We start from the raw sequence: 17,758 nt of genomic DNA on the forward strand, positions 1-17,758 counted from the left end.
GTGGCCTGCCGTTAATGAGCGTTAACCATCTCCCTCAGGTTAACGAACGCTAACCTCCCTGTCTACAATTGCCTCCATGGTCACCAGAGCCGACGCGCCCACCCGCCGCGAACAGATCCTCAAGGAGGCCGCGCGGCTGTTCGCCGAGCGCGGTTTCCACGGTGTCGGGGTCGACGAGATAGGGGCCGCGGTCGGCATCAGCGGCCCCGGTCTCTACCGCCACTTCCCGGGCAAGGACGCGATGCTCGCGGAACTGCTCGTGGGGATCAGCGGGCAGTTGCTGACCGGGGCGAAGCGCCGGCTGGCCGAGGCCGACGGCGCGGCCGGTCCGGTCGCGGTGCTCGACTCCCTCATCGAGGGCCACATCGACTTCGCGCTCGACGACCGGCCGCTGATCACCCTGCACGACCGCGAGCTGGACCGGCTGCGCGAGACCGACCGCAAGCTGGTCCGCCAGCTCCAGCGGCAGTACGTCGAGCTGTGGGTGGAGGTGCTGCGCGAGGTGTATCCCGCGCTGACCGAACCGGCGGCCCGCTCGGCGGTCCACTCGGTCTTCGGCCTCCTCAATTCCACCCCGCACCTCGCCCGCCCCGGCGCCCTCCCCGGGCGGGCCACCACGGCGGGCCTGCTGCACCGGATGGCGCGGGGCGCGTTCGCGGCGGCCGGGGCGGAGTGAACGCCCGCGCCCTCCGCGCGCGTGTGCGCAACGGCCGTACCCTCCCTCGCGCGTACGTGATGAGCGTTACGGCCGGCATCCCCTGGACGGGTGTCCCTACCCGCCGGTACGGTTGACTCTGAGCAAGCGCTTAGACATGCGGCAGTGGAGGTGGCGGCGATGCGCCGTACGGTGTTCGACGAGGATCACGAGGCGTTCCGGGAGACCCTGCGGGCCTTCATCGAGGCCGAGGTCGTGCCGGTGCACGACGAGTGGTTCGCCGCCGGCCAGGCGCCGCGCGAGTTCTACTACAAGCTCGCCGAACTGGGCCTCTTCGGCATCAACGTCCCCGAGGAGTACGGCGGCGCCGGCCTGGAGAGCCACAAGTTCGAGGCCGTGCAGTACGAGGAGACCGCCCGCGCCGGCGTGAGCTTCGGCGGCTCCGGCGTGCACGTGCTGCTCGCCCTGCCGTACCTCAAGATGCTCGCCACCGACGAGCAGAAGAAGCGCTTCCTGCCGAAGTTCGTCTCCGCCGAGGAGATGTGGGCCATCGCGATGACCGAGCCGGGCACCGGCTCCGACCTCGCCGGCATGAAGACCACCGCCAAGCTCTCCGAGGACGGCACCCACTACGTCCTCAACGGCGCCAAGACCTTCATCACCGGCGGCGTCCACGCCGACCGCGTGATCGTCTGCGCCCGCACCTCCGCGCCCACCGCCGAGGACCGCCGCCACGGCATCTCCCTCTTCGCCGTCGACACCAGGTCCGAGGGCTACTCCGTCGGCCGCAAGCTCGACAAGCTCGGCCTGAAGACCTCCGACACCGCCGAGCTGGCCTTCGTGGACGTCAAGGTCCCGGCCGAGGACCTGCTCGGCGAGGAGAACCGCGGCTTCTCCTACCTCGGCGCCAACCTTCCCTCCGAGCGCTGGGGCATCGCTTTCGGCGCCTACGCGCAGGCCAAGGCCGCCGTCCGCTTCGCCAAGCAGTACGTCCAGGAGCGCACCGTCTTCGGCCGGCAGGTCGCCCACTTCCAGAACACCAAGTTCGAACTGGCCGCCTGCCAGGCCGAGGTGGACGCCGCCGAGGCCGTCGCCGACCGCGCCCTCGAGGCCCTGGACGCCGGTGAGCTGACTCCCGCCGAGGCCGCCAGCGCCAAGCTGTTCTGCACCGAGGTCGCCCACCGCGTCATCGACCGCTGCCTCCAGCTGCACGGCGGCTACGGCTATATGAACGAGTACCCCATCGCCCGCCTGTACGCGGACAACCGCGTCAACCGCATCTACGGCGGCACCAGCGAGATCATGAAGACGATCATCGCCAAGGACATGGGTCTGTAGGGCACGTGACGGCACCGGCGACCTCACCGCACGGCACGACCACCCCATGACCCGGGCACTGCGGTCCCTGCTCGATCTGCTCGACCTGGAGCGGATCGAGCAGGACATCTTCCGCGGCCGGTCCCGCTCCGCCGTCGTCCCCCGGGTCTTCGGCGGGCAGGTCGCGGCCCAGGCCCTGGTCGCGGCCGGGCGCACCGTCCCCGCCGACCGGCCCGCGCACTCGCTCCACGCGTACTTCCTGCGCCCCGGCGACCCGGGCGCCCCCATCGTCTACACCGTCGACCGCATCCGCGACGGCCGCTCCTTCACCACCCGCCGGGTGGTCGCCGTCCAGCACGGCCACCCGATCTTCCACCTCTCGGCGTCCTTCCAGACGTACGAGGACGGGCTCGACCACCAGGCCCCGATGCCGCCCGCCCCCGACCCCGAGACGCTGCCCACCTCCCCGGAGCGGCTGCGCGCCTACGCCCATCTGGACCCGCGGGTCGTCGAACGGCTCCTTGAGGCCCGCGAGGCGGTCGACCTGCGCTACGTCGACGAGCCGCCGTACGGCAGGTACGGCGAGCCGCGCGAGCCGCACTCCCAGGTCTGGTTCCGCGCGGCCGGCAAGCTCGACGGCGAGATCGACGCCCCGCTGCTGCACGTCGTCCTCGCCACCTATGTCTCCGACATGACACTGCTCGACTCCGTGCTGCTCGCGCACGGCCGCGGCGGCTGGGCCGTCGGGGACGTCGTCGGGGCGTCGCTGGACCACGCGATGTGGTTCCACCGCCCCTTCCGCGCCGACGAGTGGCTGCTCTACGACCAGGAGTCGCCCTCCGCCCACGGCGGCCGGGGACTGGGCCAGGCCCGCATATACACCCGGGACGGACGGCTCGCCATCTCGGTGATCCAGGAGGGTGTCGTTCGTGTCCCGCGGTAACCGTTGCGGCCCGTGGGTTTCCCGAGGTGCCGAGTCGCACGGGCGGGACTAGGCTCTCTGAGTGAAAGCCGCACGCACGGCACGCCCGGCCGACCAGGTCCGGTGACCGCCGGACCGGGGCCGCAGTGTCCGCCCGCGCACCCTCGCGGGGGACCTGGAGGCGTCGGCGGTCGAGCCCGTGCTTCTCAGATCAATACGCGGTGAACCTACGACCGAGCCGTATCTCATGCACCTTGCGGCTGCGGCCATCCCTCGCGCGCGCCCTTCCGCGGCATGTGCGAAGACGATGGAACGAAAGGTATCTCTCATGCGAGCACAACGCGCCAGGCGCCTCTTCGCGGTGTCCGCCGCCGGGCTGATGGTGGCAGGCGGAGTCGCGATAGGCACGGCGGGCACCGCTTCGGCGTCCGAGCACTCCTACGACCACGGCAGTTACAGTCGCTTCCACAACGACAACAGCTACGGCTGGTGGAACGACGACAATGACGGCTACGGCAACCACAACGGCAACGGCTACGGCAACCACGACGGCCGCGGTGGTTACGGCGGTCACGGCGGTGGCTACGGTGGCGACCACGGCGGTGGCCACGGTGGCGGCCATGGCGGCGGCCACGGTGGTGGTCACGGTGGCGGCGGTCACGGCGGTGGCGGTCACGGTGGTGGCGGCCATGGCGGTGGCGGCGGTCACGGTGGCGGTGGTGGCCGCTGACCCACATCAACAGGCATGACACGGTGTGCGGTTCCGCTGGGCGGGACCGCACACCGTCGTGCAGGGGGCCCGAACTCCCTTACGCCAGGCCCGCTTCCGCGATCAGATAGGCCGTCATGGGGTCGTAGTGGCGGGGGCTGACGACATGGTCGTCGAGCGGCACCGCCACCTGGAGAGTGCCCTCCGCCTCGGCGATGAACAGGGCGGGGTCGTTGCAGTCGGCGTACCCGACCGAGTCGAGGCCGTGCTGCGCGGCGAACCCGGCCCAGCCGTGGTCGGCGACCACCAGGTCCGGCGGGGCCGCGCCCTCGCGCTCGAGTCCGTTGAGAATGGCGCGCATCGGCTCGCCGGAGTGGGTGTGCCACAGCGTCGCCCCGTGCTCCAGGACGGCCACGTCCGCGAACTGCATGACGTAACCCTCCTCCGTCTGGAGCCCGTCGGGGATGACCACGACGTCGCAGCCCGCGGCGCGCAGTGCGGCGGCGGTGGCGCGGTGCACGTCCAGCAGGCCCCCGGGGTGACCGGTGGCGAACAGCACCCGCTGCCGGTCCTCGGCCGCCTTGCGCAGCCGGGCCGCCAGCCGGTCGAGGCCGTCGACCGTCAACTGCGGGTCGATGGTGTCCTGTCCGTGCCGGTACTCGGCGTCGTCGTTGACCCCGACCCGCTCCGCCATCACCGCGAGCACGTCCTGCTCGTCGGTCCAGCGGTCCCCGAGTTCGAGGCCGAGCCAGAAGTTGCGGTCTCCGTTGGCCAGCTTGCGGTAATGGGAGAGGTTGTTCTCGCGCGGCGTGGCGACGTCGCCCGCGATACGGGTCCTCACCAGGTGGTCGACGAGCTCGGCGCGGCTGGGTGTCCCGGGTATCGGCATGCTCCCATTGTGAGGCAGCGCGGGCCGCGGTCCACCTGCCCCCGGCGCACAACGGTCGTGCGTCACGGTGCCGGCCGTCCGGTACGGTCCCGGCTCACCGGTAGAGTCGTACGACAAGCAGTACAAGCGCGACGAAGCGCTGGAAAGAAGGCAATCCCCCATGACCGGCAACGAGACGCCCCGCGGCCCCGTCGACTCCTCCCGCGTCCCGCGCTACGCGGGCCCCGCGACCTTCGCGCGGCTGCCCCGCCTCGACGAGGTCGGCACCGCCGACGTCGCCGTGGTGGGCGTGCCGTTCGACTCCGGGGTCTCCTACCGGCCCGGCGCCCGCTTCGGCGGCAACGCCATCCGCGAGGCGTCCCGGCTGCTGCGCCCCTACAACCCGGCGCAGGACGCCTCCCCCTTCGCGCTCGCCCAGGTCGCCGACGGCGGCGACGTCGCGGTGAACCCGTTCCACATCAACGAGGCCGTGGAGACGATCGAGGCCGCCGCCGACGACCTGCTCGGCACCGGTGCCCGTCTGATGACCCTCGGCGGCGACCACACCATCGCGCTCCCCCTCCTGCGCTCGGTCGCCAAGCGGCACGGCCCGGTCGCCCTGCTCCACTTCGACGCCCACCTCGACACCTGGGACACCTACTTCGGCGCCGAGTACACCCACGGCACCCCGTTTCGCCGCGCCGTCGAGGAGGGCGTCCTCGACACCTCCGCCCTCTCCCACGTCGGCATCCGCGGCCCGCTGTACGGCAAGCAGGACCTCACCGACGACGAGAAGATGGGCTTCGGCATCGTCACCTCCGCCGACGTCTACCGACGCGGCGCCGACGAGGTCGCCGACCAGCTCAGGCAGCGCATCGGCGACCGGCCGCTCTACATCTCCATCGACATCGACTGCCTCGACCCGGCGCACGCGCCCGGCACCGGCACCCCCGAGGCCGGCGGCATGACCTCGCGCGAGCTGCTGGAGATCCTGCGCGGCCTGGCGTCGTGCCACCTCGTCTCGGCGGACGTCGTCGAGGTGGCCCCGGCCTACGACCACGCGGAGATCACCTCGGTGGCGGCCTCGCACACGGCGTACGAACTGACCACGATCATGACCCGGCAGATCGCGGAGGCACGCGCCAAGTGACCCACGACCACGACCTGGTGCTCCGCCCGACACCCGCGCAGACGGAGGCCGCGCTCAGCCCTCCGCCCGGCCGCACCGGCGGGGACCTGGTCGTGGAGACCCTGGCCGGGCTCGGCGCGACCACCGTCTTCGGCCTGCCCGGTCAGCACACCCTCGGCGTCTTCGACGCGCTGCGCCGCTCCGACCTGCGGTACGTGGGCCTGCGGGTGGAGAACAACGCCGGGTTCGCTGCGGACGCGTACGGGCGGATCACCGGCGAGGCGGCGCCGCTGCTGGTGTCGACCGGGCCGGGCGCGCTGACCGCGCTGGCCGCGCTCCAGGAGGCCGCCGCGGCCTCCGCGCCGGTCGTCGCGGTCGCGGGCCAGGTCCCCACGGCCGGGCTCGGCGGCGCGCGCCGCGGTCATCTGCACGAACTCCCGGACCAGGCGGCCTCGTTCCGGGGCGTGGTGAAGTCCGTCCACACCGTGCGCACCGCCTCGCAGATCCCCTCGGCGATCGCGGCGGCCTGGAAGTCGGCGCTGACCGTGCCGCACGGACCGGTCTGGGTCGAGGTGCCGCAGGACGTGCTGCTCGCCGAGACGTCCCTGCCGGTGGTGACCGCGGTGGACGCCACCCCGGACGAGCTGCCCCCGAGACCCGAACTCACCGCCGTGGCCGCCGAGTTGCTGTCGGCGGCGGAGCGCCCGGCGATCATCGCGGGCGGCGGGGTGGTACGGGCGGACGCCGCGGGCAAGCTGCGCCGGCTCGCGGAGCGGCTGGACGCGCCCGTGGTGACGACCTTCGGCGGCAAGGGCGCCTTCCCCTGGGCGCATCCGCTCTCGCTGCGGTCCTGGCTGGAGGACCGGCACACCACGGAGTTCCTGGAGGACGCCGACGTGCTGCTGGTCGTCGGCTCGGGCCTCGGTGAACTCTCCTCGAACTACCACACGTTCCGGCCGCGCGGCCGGGTCGTCCAGATCGAGGCCGACGCGGGCAAGCTGGAGGCCAACCACCCGGCGCTCGGCATCCACGCGGACGCCCGCCTCGCCCTCCAGGCGCTCCTGGAGACGGTCCGCGAACGCACCGACCCCACGGCCCCCGAGCGCGTGCGCGACCTGCTCGCCCGGGTCTCCCACCGCCTCGCCCCCCAGGGACTCGACCTGGAGCAGGACGTGCTGGCGGCGGTGCGGCGCGCGCTGCCCGCCGGTGCGCCGTCCTTCTGGGACATGACGATCCTCGCGTACTGGGCGTGGTCGGCGTTCGACCCGCGCGGGACGAACACCATGCACTCGGCACAGGGCGCCGGCGGCCTCGGCTACGCCTTCCCCGCGGCCCTCGGCGCGGCCGTCGCGGACCCCGCCCGCCCGGTGCTCGCGGTCTCGGGCGACGGCGGGGCACTCTACTCGATCGCCGAGCTGGCGACCGCCCGGCAGCACGGGCTGGACGTCACCTGGCTGATCGTCGACGACGGCGGGTACGGCATCCTGCGCGAGTACATGACCGACGCGTTCGGCGCGACGACGGGGACCGAGCTCGCCGGGCCCGACTACGTGGCCCTGGCCGAGTCCTTCGGCGTCCCCGGGGTGCGTACGACCCCGGGGACCCTGGCGGAGGACCTGGCCACGGCCCTGGCCGCACCGGGTCCCTCGGTGGTCGTCCTCCCGGCGGTCCTGCGGATGTTCGCCCCGACCCACCAGGGGTGAGCGCCGACCGGCTCAGCAGCCGCCGGGACCCACACCGTCGATACGGCCGCCGAAGTCGCCCAGGTAGCGGGAGCGCCAGTCGCCGGAGAACACGTCCCGCTTCTCGACCGGGGACCAGTTGACGAAGCAGGCGCGGGTGCCGGCGACGACCGAGCCGACGTGGTCGTGGAGGCGGGGCGGCATGTCGCGGTAGCCGGAGGCGGCCGTCCACTCCCAGTAGTCGCCGCCGAAGCCCTCCTCGCTCCAGAAGCACACCGACCCGCCGGGACAGTGCGGCGGTGCCGCCGCGGCGGCACCCTGGGCGGGCAGGAGCAGGGCGGCCAGGCCGAGAACGGCACCGAGCGCGGCGGAACGAAGCTTCACGAGACCCTCCAGAAAGGGGAGTGGGAACGCCCCCGCTGAGCTGCCGGGGCTCCGCCATGCTCGCGCCGGCACGGGGAGACACGCCCGGGTTCAAGATCGGCTTCACCGGTGTGAGCGAAGTAGTAGGACCGGATACGCACCGATCCCACCCGGCGTACAACCCTTCACCCGAGATCGTGAGTCATCAGGTGCATGACTCATTGGAGATCCAGACGCGCCCGTGCGCTCGCGGTCGTCGTCGGCGGGGCGGTGCTCATACCCGGCGTAGCCGCCGTCGCGCCCGCCGCCGCGGCGACACCCACCGTCAGCTGCACGTCCGCCAAGGCGGGCCTCGCCGCCAAGCTCAAGAAGGACATCACGGCCGCCCTCGCCACCCGCAAGGGCACCGTCGCCGTCGGCGTGTACGACCGCACCACCAACACGACCTGCACCCTGCGCGCCACCAGCGCCTACGACTCGGCCAGCGTCGTCAAGGTCACCGTCCTCGCCGCGCTGCTGTGGGACGCGAAGAAGCACAACCGCTATCTGACCGACCGTGAGACCTCCCTCACCAAGGCCATGATCACCCAGTCGGACAACAACGCGACCAGCACCCTGTGGAAGCAGCTCGGCCTCACGAAGATCAAGGGCTTCCTCGGTGCGGCGGGCATGAGCCAGACCAAGCCCGGCGCGAACGGCTACTGGGGACTGACCCAGATCACGGTCACCGACGAGCAGAAGCTGCTCAAGCTCGTCACCGCCAGGAACGGCGTGCTCAGCGACAACTCCCGCGCCTACATCCTCAAGCTGATGGGCCAGGTCGTCTCCTCCCAGCGCTGGGGCACCCCCTACGGAGCGCCCTCCGGGGTCGCCTGGCACGTCAAGAACGGCTGGCTGCAACGCTCCACGCACGGCTGGCGGGTGCACAGCGTCGGCACCTTCACCGGACGCGGCCACGACTACACGATCACCGTGCTGACCCACGACAACAGCACCATGAACTACGGCATCACCACGATCCAGGGCGTCGCCAAGGCCGTCCACAAGGACATCACGGCCCCCTGACCGGGTCCAGGGAGCGAGCTTTCACTGGACGTCCGCCACGGCGTCACCGACCCGTCCTACGGTGACGACCATGCGCCTGAGAACCGTACTCGCCACGCTCACCGCCGGCCTGGCGGCGGCCGCCACCCTGACCGCCGCCGGATCCGCCGGCGCCACCGGCCGCGCGCCCCACGCCTGCTCCTCCGCCGTCACCCTCGACCGCTTCTCCGACGCGCTCGACAAGACGACGTACCAGGACACCTTCGTCGGCAACTTCTCCGCGCTCGCCGCGGACGGCCGCTCCCTCGCCGCCCTCTCCGACCGCTCCTCCCTCTTCCGCCTGGACGCCCGGACGCTGCGCCCCACCTCCGTCGTGCGGCTGGCCGACGAGAAGGGCGCCGACCTCGACTCCGAGGGCCTGGTCGCGGAGCGCGACGGCACCTTCCTCGTCAGCTCCGAGACCGAGCCGTCCATACGCCGGTACTCCCCGGACGGCCGCATCCTCGACCGTCTCCCGGTGCCGGCCGCCCTCCAGGCCGTCCCCGCCGGCCGCGCCACCACCAACCAGACCTTCGAGGGCCTGACCCTGCTGCCCGGCGGCCGCACGCTCCTCGCGTCGATGGAGAACGCCCTGTCCGGCGACTCCCCGACGATCGTGCGCTTCCAGACCTGGCAGCGGACCGCGGGCGGCCACTTCCGGCTCGGCGCGCAGTACGCCTACCCGCTCGACGCCGGTCTGGGCGTGCCCGAGGTCCAGGCGACCCCGGACGGGCGCCTCCTCGTCCTGGAGCGTGGCTTCACCACCGGCGTCGGCAACACGGTCCGCCTCTACCTGGCCGACCCGCGCCACGCCTCGGACACCCGCGACGTCGAGAACCTCACCGGTCAGCGCGGGGTGCGGCCGATCGGGAAGACCCTGCTCGCCGACATCGCCGACTGCCCCTCCCTCGGCGCCACGGCCAAGCAGCCCCAGCCCAACCCGCTGCTCGACAACATCGAGGGCATGACGATCACGGGCCGCGAGAAGGGCCGCCTGAAGGTCCTCCTGGTCAGCGACGACAACCAGAACACGACACAGACGACACGGTTCTACTACCTGCGGGTGAGGACAACGCCCTAGCACTCCAGCGGCGCTTTGACGCTCTCCCTGTTCAGGGGCAGTTTCGTCGGGGTCTGGAACGACGAACTCGCGGAACTGCCCCTGAGCACCGGCCACGGTTTCAGACGTGCCGAAGTCGGTCGGACCGCGCTTTGCCCGCGACAGGGATGGTCGATCCCGTGGTGCTCGTCGGCCCGGACGGCCTGCGCTCGTTCATCGGCGGCGCCACGGGGCGACGCCGACCTCACGTGCGACCGGCGCTCACGGCGGGTCGATGCTGAAGACCACGCGGTGACCTGTGTACTCGTTCAGCCCCCAGAGTCGGCCGGAGGCGGTGCTGTAGGAGAGATTCTGCGTGAGGCTGGGGATCCGGGTGAGTACGGACGGCTCGCCTCCCGGCTGTGCCCGGTGGAGGCATGAGTAGGCGCCGGTGGCGGTGGGGTCCGCGACCCAACCCGTGGGGCACTCGCCGGACATGTAGAACCAGGTCCCGTCGGTGGCCACGCCCTGCATCTGGTAAACCGGCGTCGAGTAGGCGGCGGTGGCCGTCGTCGTACCGATGGTGGCGCCGTTGTCGGCGAGCGGCAGGTCGGTGCTGTCCCGCAGAGGCCACCGGATGACGCGGCCGCCGGCCCCCGCGTCGTGGGAGCGGTACTCGCCCGAGATCAGGGCAGGACCCTTGGCCGAGCGGTCGAGGCTCAGCGAGCCCAGACATGCCCGGCCACTCCCGCCGGTGCAGGCACGGGGATCCAGGCTCCGGTCACCGGTGTAGTAGCGGCCTTGCAGCGGCACTGCCCACTGGTGATAGCGCGCCGAGGACGCACCGTTGCGGATGCCGACGTAGTCGCTGGCGGTGGAACTCATCCTCCACAGGTACTGCATGTCGAAGACGAGCAGTTCGCCGCCGTTGGCCACGAACAGCTTGTTGCCGTACCACACGATGCCGTCGGCGTGGACGTTGGTGATGGGGATGAAGTCGCCTTCGTCGGCGTTACCGGTCGGCTGCACGAGCATGACGTGGCCGTAGGTGACCGAGGCACCGGTGGACTCGGCGATGGTGACGCGGCCGTACTGGTTCTTGGTGGTGCTGTCGCCGTAGTACCAGGAGGCGAGGTAGAGGTTGTGGCCGTTGTAGGTGCTGCCCGTGGCGTCGTGGGCGGCGGTCAGGCCCTGCGGGTGCCAGCCTCCGGTGCTGGAGTAGGCACTGGTGTTGTCGTCGGTCGTGTCCCAGCAGAAACCGTCGTACTTGAGGGTTCCGTCCAGGCCGGTGTCGTGACAGAGCGCCGCCCGCCCGGTGTGCTGCCCGGACTCGGCCACGTCCAGGGGCGTCGCCCGGGTGACGGCGCCGCTCTTCTCGACGCCGCGGATGGCATCCCCGTAGGCGGAGTAGTCCGACACCGGGTCGATGTTCAGCTTGAAGGTGCTGACCGTCGAGGGCGGCAGGACGGCGAACGGCGTGGCGGCGGCGACCGGAGGTGCGGACACCAGCGTCGCCGCCACAGCGGTCAGGCCCGCGCACAATGGCGCCAATAACCGCCAACCCATCGAGTATTTACGCGAATTCATCGGCGCATACTACAAGATCACCATCGGGGCCCGCGGTACTCTCAGGTCCCGTGAGGGGTGCACTTCGTGGAATTCGCGCGTCACGGGCCTGATGCGCGTGGCTGACGGCTTGCTTTGATCGCTCACGGACGTATGAATTCCGCGAAGGGCGTCCATCGGCAGGTTCCTGACCAGCACGGTCGCTTCCTTCGGGTCGGGCCGTTGCATTTGTGCCTGCCGGAGTGGCTCTTCCCGTTCGCTGTTCCGATGGGTGCGTATCAGGGAGCCGCCCGGCAGCACCGTCCCGCAGCCCTTTCGGGCGATAGCACTGCCGGTGATATGGACGGACCGCCCCAGGAACTGCATCTGCTCATCGGAGAGCCGCCGGAGGAGACATGCTCCCGCCCGTTGAAGCCGGTCGGCGACCAGCCGCGACGGACCCGTGCTGTGGTGACGGCCGAACCCAGCGGAGCGCTTTGTTGCGGAGGGATGAAATCCGCTTCGTTGTGCGTTGGTGCCTTGCGGAAGATCAGGTCGACCGGAAGGCACCGGCGTGGCAACGCAACGGGGATGGGCAAGGCGGCTGGCCGCGTACGCGTGGCGGCATCCCAAGGACGTGATCCTCGCCCTCGGCTCCTCCCTCGCCGGCATGGCGGTCATGGCCCTGGTCCCGCTGGTCACCAAGGTGATCATCGACGATGTGATCGGCGACCACAGCCGTGACATGGCCCCCTGGGCGGGCGCCCTGATCGGTGCCGCCGTCCTCGTCTACGCGGCCACCTACGTCCGCCGCTACTACGGCGGCAGGCTCGCCCTGGACGTCCAGCACGACCTGCGGACCGAGATGTACCACACGATCGCCCGGCTCGACGGCCGCCGTCAGGACGAGCTGTCCACCGGCCAGGTCGTCGGCCGCGCGACCAGCGACCTCCAGCTGATCCAGGGCCTGCTGTTCATGCTGCCCATGACGATCGGCAACGTCCTGCTGTTCCTGATCTCCCTGGTGATCATGGCGTGGCTGTCGCTGCCGCTGACCCTGGTCGCCCTCGCCGTCGCCCCCGCCCTCGGCTGGATCGCCCGCCGCAGCCGCAGCCGTCTGCACCCCGCCACCTGGTACGCGCAGGCGCAGGCCGCCGCCGTCGCCGGGGTGGTCGACGGCGCCGTCAGCGGTGTCCGCGTGGTCAAGGGCTTCGGCCAGGAGGACCAGGAGACCGGCAAGCTCCGGGAGGTCGGCCGGCGGCTGTTCGCGGGCCGGTTGCGCACCATCCGGCTGAACGCCACGTACACCCCGGCCCTCCAGGCGGTCCCCGCCCTCGGCCAGGTCGCCATGCTGGCCCTCGGCGGCTGGCTGGCCGTCCGCGGACACATCACGCTCGGCACCTTCGTCGCCTTCTCCACCTACCTCGCCCAGCTCGTCGGCCCGGTGCGGATGCTCGCCATGGTCCTCACCGTCGGCCAGCAGGCCCGCGCCGGCACCGAACGCGTCCTGGAACTGATCGACACCGAGCCGACCCTCACGGACGGCACGAAGACGCTGCCCGCCGACGCGCCCGCCACCGTCGAGTTCGACGACGTCCCCTTCGGCTACGCGGACGACCGCCCCGTCCTCGCGGGGCTGAGCTTCGACATCCGCCCCGGGGAGACCCTCGCCGTCGTCGGCTCCTCCGGCTCCGGCAAGTCCACCGTCTCCCTGCTCCTGCCGCGCTTCTACGACGTCACCCACGGCGCCGTCCTCGTCGGCGGCCACGACGTGCGCGAGCTGACCCTCGACTCGCTGCGCGCCGCGATCGCCATGGTCCCCGAGGACTCCTTCCTGTTCTCCGACACCGTCCGGGCCAACATCGCCTACGGCCGCCCCGACGCCACCCAGGAGGAGATCGAGCAGGCCGCACGCGCCGCCCAGGCCCACCGCTTCATCACCGAGCTGCCCGACGGCTACGACACCACGGTCGGCGAGCAGGGACTGACCCTCTCCGGCGGCCAGCGCCAGCGCGTCGCCCTCGCCCGCGCGATCCTCACCGACCCGCGCCTGCTCGTCCTGGACGACGCCACCTCCGCCGTGGACGCCCGGGTCGAGCACGAGATCCACGAGGCCCTGAAGCAGGTCATGGAGGGCCGCACCACCCTGCTGATCGCCCACCGCCGCTCCACCCTGAACCTCGCCGACCGCATCGCCGTCCTCGACGGCGGCCGGCTCGCCGACCTCGGCACCCACGACGAACTCCAGGAGCGTTCCGCCCTCTACCGGCGGCTGCTCACCGACCCGGACGAGCTGGGCGGCGTCTCCCCGGGCCACGCCCCGCCCGCCGCACCGCCGCGGCAGGACACCAGCGTCCGCGAGGAACTGGACGCCGAGTTCGACGCCGAACGCGGGGTCACCCCCCGGCTGTGGACCGGCGACCGCGAGCCGAAGGACCTCGCCCTCGCCGGCACCCCCGCCACCCCCGAACTCCTCGCCCAGGTCGAGGCGCTGCCCGCGGCCACCGACACCCCCGGCGTCGACGAGGCACGGGCGGTGCTGCCGGAGGACTCCTACGGCCTGCGCCGGCTGCTGCGCGGCTTCGGCGCGCCCCTCCTCGTCAGCCTGTTGCTCGTCGCCCTCGACGCGGGCATGGGCCTGCTGCTGCCGGTCCTGATCCGGCACGGCATCGACCAGGGCGTCACCCGGCTCGCCCTCGGCGCGGTGTGGGCGGCCTCGCTGCTCGGTCTGGCCGCCGTCGTCGTGCAGTGGGCGGCGCAGATCGGCGAGACCCGGATGACCGGCCGCACCGGCGAACGCGTGCTGTACTCGCTGCGACTGAAGATCTTCGCCCAGCTCCAGCGGCTCGGGCTCGACTACTACGAGCGCGAGCTGACCGGCCGCATCATGACCCGGATGACGACCGACGTCGACGCCCTGTCGACGTTCCTCCAGACCGGCCTCGTCACCGCGTTCGTCTCCGTGGTCACCTTCTTCGGGATCATGGTCGTCCTGCTGGTGATCGACGTCCAGCTCGCCCTCGTCGTGTTCGCCACGCTGCCGCCGCTGATCGTCGCCACCTACTTCTTCCGCCGGGCGAGCGTGAAGGCGTACGAGCTGGCCCGTGAGCGGGTGTCGGTGGTCAACGCCGACCTCCAGGAGTCGGTGGCCGGACTGCGCATCGTCCAGGCGTTCCGGCGCGAGGGGGACGGCGGGCGCCGGTTCGCCGAGCGCAGCGAGAGCTACCGCGCCGCCCGCATCCGCGGCCAGTGGCTGATCTCGGTCTACTTCCCGTTCGTCCAGCTGCTGTCCTCGGTCGCCGCGGCCTCCGTGCTGATCGCGGGCGCGGGCCGGGTCGAGGCGGCCACGCTGACCACCGGCGCGCTGGTGGCCTACCTCCTCTACATCGACCTGTTCTTCGCCCCCGTCCAGCAGCTCTCCCAGGTCTTCGACGGCTACCAGCAGGCCAGCGTCTCCCTGGGCCGCATCCAGGAACTGCTGCGCGAGCCGACGTCCACCGCCTCCGCCGAGGAACCCCGGGAGGTGCGGTCCCTGCGCGGCGAGATCGCCTTCGAGGACGTGGACTTCGCGTACGGCGCCGCCGACGGGGGCGAGGCGGCCCTGACCGGCGTCGCCCTGCGCATCCCCGCCGGACAGACCGTCGCCTTCGTCGGCGAGACCGGCGCCGGCAAGTCCACCGTGGTCAAGCTGGTGGCCCGGTTCTACGACCCGACGAGCGGCCGGGTCACGGTCGACGGCACGGACCTGCGCGCCCTGGACCTGGCCTCGTACCGCCACCGCCTGGGCGTCGTCCCGCAGGAGGCGTACCTCTTCCAGGGCACCGTCCGCGACGCCATCGCCTACGGGCGGCCCGACGCCACCGACGCCCAGGTGGAGGCGGCGGCTCGGGCGGTCGGCGCGCACGACATGATCGCCACCCTGGAGGGCGGCTACCTCCACGAGGTCGCCGAGCGCGGGCGCAATCTCTCGGCGGGCCAGCGCCAGCTGATCGCCCTCGCCCGCGCGGAGCTCGTCGACCCCGACGTGCTGCTGCTCGACGAGGCGACGGCGGCCCTCGACCTCGCCACGGAGGCCCAGGTCAACCTGGCCACCGACCGGCTCGCAGGTCGCCGTACGACCCTCGTCGTCGCCCACCGCCTGACCACGGCCGCCCGCGCGGACCGGATCGTGGTGATGGACCACGGCCGGGTCGCGGAGGACGGCACCCACGACGAACTCCTCGCCCTCGGCGGCCGGTACGCCGAGCTGTGGCGGACCTTCGTCGGCCAGGCGGAACCCGAGGAGCCGGTGGGCGCGGCCCGCTGAGGCGGGGGCACGGCCCGCTGAGCCGGTGGAGCGCGCGGCCGTCCCCGGGAGCGGGCAACCGTCCCGGGTGGAGCGTGCAACCGTCCGACACCCGTGCTGCGTCCGTACACCAGTACGCTCCTGACGGACGTACGGTCGCGGTACGGGAGGGACCGGAGTGAGCAGAGGTGCGACCCGCCGGCATCTGGCGCTGGCCGCCGCCGCGCTGACCGCGGCCGGCGCGCTCGCCCTCGCGGCACCCGGCGCCGCCCGCGCCGCCTCGGGCGGCTGCGCCGGACACGAGGTGCGCGTCCTGCCCTTCGCCACCGGCACCGTGCACGTCCATCGGCGCGGCGGTTACGTCTGCGCCGTCACCCTCCCCAGGAAGCCGGGGACCGGGCGGACCATGTCGGTGGGCGTGCAGGCGCGCGGCAACCTGCCCGTCGTCGACAAGGGCCGCTACGGGAAGCGCGCCGGCCCGGTGACCGTGCACGCCGGGCACCGCTGCGTCCGGGTCACCGGATCGGTCGGCGCGGCCTCGGTCGGCTCCGGCTGGATCCTCTGCTGAACCGCAGGCCAGCAGGGAATGTCACAAACCCCCCTGGTGTGAAGGCAGTTGCTCCGATAACTTCCGGCGCACATCTGTCTCACAGGGAGGGTGCATGCGCAAGGCGCTCAGATGGCTGCTCGCGCTCGCGGTGTTCATCGGCACGCTGGGCACGGCAGGCACGGCGACGGCCGCCACGACCGGCACTGCCGACATCAAGGACCGGCTCCTCGCGATACCGGGCATGAGCCTCATCGAGGAGAAGCCCTACACCGGCTACCGCTTCTTCGTCCTGAACTACACCCAGCCGGTCGACCACCGGCACCCGTCCAAGGGCACGTTCCAGCAGCGGATCACCGTGCTGCACAAGGACGTCAGCCGCCCGACGGTCTTCTACACCGGAGGCTACGGCGTCTCCACGACGCCGGGCCGGCGCGAGCCGACCCAGATCGTGGACGGCAACCAGGTCTCCATGGAGTACCGCTTCTTCACCCCCTCACGCCCGGCCCCGGCCGACTGGTCCAAGCTGGACATCTGGCAGGCGGCGAGCGACCAGCACCGCATCTTCACCGCGCTGAAGAAGGTCTACGCCGGCAACTGGATCGCGACCGGCGGCTCCAAGGGCGGCATGACCGCCACCTACTACGAGCGTTTCTACCCGCGCGACATGGACGGCGTCGTCGCGTACGTCGCCCCCAACGACGTGGTCGACCACGAGGACTCGGCGTACGACCGGTTCTTCGCCCGGGTCGGCACCGCGGAGTGCCGCGACCGGCTCGACGCCGTACAGCGCGAGGCGCTGGTGCGCCGCGCCCCGCTGGAGAAGAAGTACGCGGCGTACGCGGCCGACAACGGCTTCACCTTCACCACGATCGGCAGCCTGGACCGCGCCTACGAGGCCGTCGTCCTCGACTACGTGTGGGGCTTCTGGCAGTACGGCCTGCTCGCCGACTGCGACACGGTCCCGGCGGACGCGAAGCACGCGAGCGACGACGAGATCTGGAACTCCGTCGACGCGATCTCCGGGTTCTCGTTCTACACGGACCAGGGCCTGGAGCCGTACACGCCGTACTACTACCAGGCGGGCACCCAACTGGGCGCCCCGACCCTCCACTTCCCGTACATCGAGAAGAAGTACGTCACCTACGGCTACCAGCCGCCCCGGAACTTCGTGCCGCGGTCCATCCCGATGAAGTTCCAGCCGAGCACCATGCGTGACGTGGACGAGTGGGTGCGGCACAACGCCCGCCACATGCTCTACGTCTACGGCGAGAACGACCCGTGGGGCGCCGAGCGGTTCCGCCTCGGCCACGGCGCGAAGGACTCGTACGTCTTCACCGCGCCCGGCATGAACCACGGCGCCAACGTCGCGGGCCTGGTGCCCGAGCAGCGGGCGCTCGCCACCGCCCGCATCCTGGAGTGGGCCGGCGTCGCCTCCCCGGCGGTCACGGCCGACCCGTCGACGGCGAGGCCCCTGGCCCGCCACGACGCCGGGCTGGACGTGACGACGACGGAGCGCGAACCGGCGCTGCGTCCGTAGGCCGGGCCTGAGGCCGGGGCCCACGGCCCCGGCCTCGGGCTAGTGCCCCGGCAGGCGACGTTCGCCCGCCGGGG

General features: G+C 71.9%; 14 protein-coding genes. 11 read left to right on the forward strand and 3 right to left on the reverse strand.

Translation table 11 applies throughout. The annotated features are described in order from the left end of the window. Positions 1-76: 76 nt before the first annotated feature. The 4 genes from AB0F77_RS29265 to AB0F77_RS29280 all read left to right on the forward strand — a co-directional run bounded on the left by AB0F77_RS29265 (position 77) and on the right by AB0F77_RS29280 (position 3,624). Positions 77-676: a TetR/AcrR family transcriptional regulator gene (locus tag AB0F77_RS29265; protein ID WP_361954673.1), complete on the forward strand. Its 600-nt coding sequence runs from the start codon at positions 77-79 to the stop codon at positions 674-676. Positions 677-835: 159 nt separating this feature from the next. Then, positions 836-1,993, forward strand: coding sequence for an acyl-CoA dehydrogenase family protein (locus AB0F77_RS29270; protein ID WP_361954674.1), 1,158 nt, complete (start codon positions 836-838; stop codon positions 1,991-1,993). A gap of 46 nt (positions 1,994-2,039) precedes the next feature. After that, the gene (locus tag AB0F77_RS29275) at positions 2,040-2,915 is read left to right on the forward strand and encodes an acyl-CoA thioesterase II (RefSeq protein WP_361954675.1); all 876 of its coding nucleotides are present in this window, start codon (positions 2,040-2,042) and stop codon (positions 2,913-2,915) included. Positions 2,916-3,222: 307 nt separating this feature from the next. Next, entirely contained in the window at positions 3,223-3,624 is a 402-nt protein-coding gene (locus AB0F77_RS29280; protein ID WP_361954676.1) for a hypothetical protein, read from the forward strand. Between the two features lie 79 nt (positions 3,625-3,703). Here AB0F77_RS29280 and AB0F77_RS29285 read toward each other — a convergent pair whose 3' ends face one another. Further along, on the reverse strand, positions 3,704-4,492 hold the full coding sequence (locus AB0F77_RS29285; protein WP_361954677.1) for a phosphatase: 789 nt from the start codon (positions 4,490-4,492) through the stop codon (positions 3,704-3,706). Between the two features lie 160 nt (positions 4,493-4,652). Here AB0F77_RS29285 and speB point away from each other — a divergent pair, with 160 nt between their 5' ends. Beyond that, positions 4,653-5,621: an agmatinase gene (gene speB / locus AB0F77_RS29290; RefSeq protein ID WP_361954678.1), complete on the forward strand. Its 969-nt coding sequence runs from the start codon at positions 4,653-4,655 to the stop codon at positions 5,619-5,621. Continuing rightward, entirely contained in the window at positions 5,618-7,303 is a 1,686-nt protein-coding gene (locus AB0F77_RS29295; RefSeq protein ID WP_361954679.1) for a thiamine pyrophosphate-binding protein, read from the forward strand. Before speB ends, AB0F77_RS29295 begins: the two co-directional genes overlap by 4 nt. Before the next feature lie 12 nt (positions 7,304-7,315). On the opposite strand, the gene AB0F77_RS29300 is transcribed toward AB0F77_RS29295, so the two are convergent. Next, positions 7,316-7,666: a peptidase inhibitor family I36 protein gene (locus tag AB0F77_RS29300; RefSeq protein ID WP_361954680.1), complete on the reverse strand. Its 351-nt coding sequence runs from the start codon at positions 7,664-7,666 to the stop codon at positions 7,316-7,318. A 192-nt stretch (positions 7,667-7,858) separates the two neighbouring features. Here AB0F77_RS29300 and AB0F77_RS29305 point away from each other — a divergent pair, with 192 nt between their 5' ends. Next, positions 7,859-8,710: a serine hydrolase gene (locus AB0F77_RS29305; protein WP_361954681.1), complete on the forward strand. Its 852-nt coding sequence runs from the start codon at positions 7,859-7,861 to the stop codon at positions 8,708-8,710. Positions 8,711-8,780: 70 nt separating this feature from the next. Next, on the forward strand, positions 8,781-9,809 hold the full coding sequence (locus tag AB0F77_RS29310; RefSeq protein WP_361954682.1) for an esterase-like activity of phytase family protein: 1,029 nt from the start codon (positions 8,781-8,783) through the stop codon (positions 9,807-9,809). Between the two features lie 240 nt (positions 9,810-10,049). Here AB0F77_RS29310 and AB0F77_RS29315 read toward each other — a convergent pair whose 3' ends face one another. Beyond that, positions 10,050-11,273 carry a hypothetical protein gene (locus tag AB0F77_RS29315; RefSeq protein WP_361954683.1) on the reverse strand — a complete coding sequence of 408 codons (1,224 nt, stop codon included), beginning with the start codon at positions 11,271-11,273 and terminating at the stop codon, positions 10,050-10,052. Between the two features lie 613 nt (positions 11,274-11,886). Between AB0F77_RS29315 and AB0F77_RS29320 the strand changes: the two genes are divergently transcribed. The 3 genes from AB0F77_RS29320 to AB0F77_RS29330 all read left to right on the forward strand — a co-directional run bounded on the left by AB0F77_RS29320 (position 11,887) and on the right by AB0F77_RS29330 (position 17,684). After that, positions 11,887-15,618 carry an ABC transporter ATP-binding protein gene (locus AB0F77_RS29320; RefSeq protein ID WP_361954684.1) on the forward strand — a complete coding sequence of 1,244 codons (3,732 nt, stop codon included), beginning with the start codon at positions 11,887-11,889 and terminating at the stop codon, positions 15,616-15,618. A gap of 157 nt (positions 15,619-15,775) precedes the next feature. Beyond that, on the forward strand, positions 15,776-16,165 hold the full coding sequence (locus tag AB0F77_RS29325; RefSeq protein ID WP_361954685.1) for a hypothetical protein: 390 nt from the start codon (positions 15,776-15,778) through the stop codon (positions 16,163-16,165). Positions 16,166-16,259: 94 nt separating this feature from the next. Next, positions 16,260-17,684 (forward strand): S28 family serine protease, encoded by a 1,425-nt coding sequence (locus tag AB0F77_RS29330; RefSeq protein WP_361954686.1) that lies wholly within the window; start codon positions 16,260-16,262, stop codon positions 17,682-17,684. Positions 17,685-17,758 lie beyond the last annotated feature (74 nt).

This window comes from Streptomyces sp. NPDC026672, from assembly GCF_040638185.1.
Classification (GTDB): Bacteria; Actinomycetota; Actinomycetes; order Streptomycetales; family Streptomycetaceae; genus Streptomyces.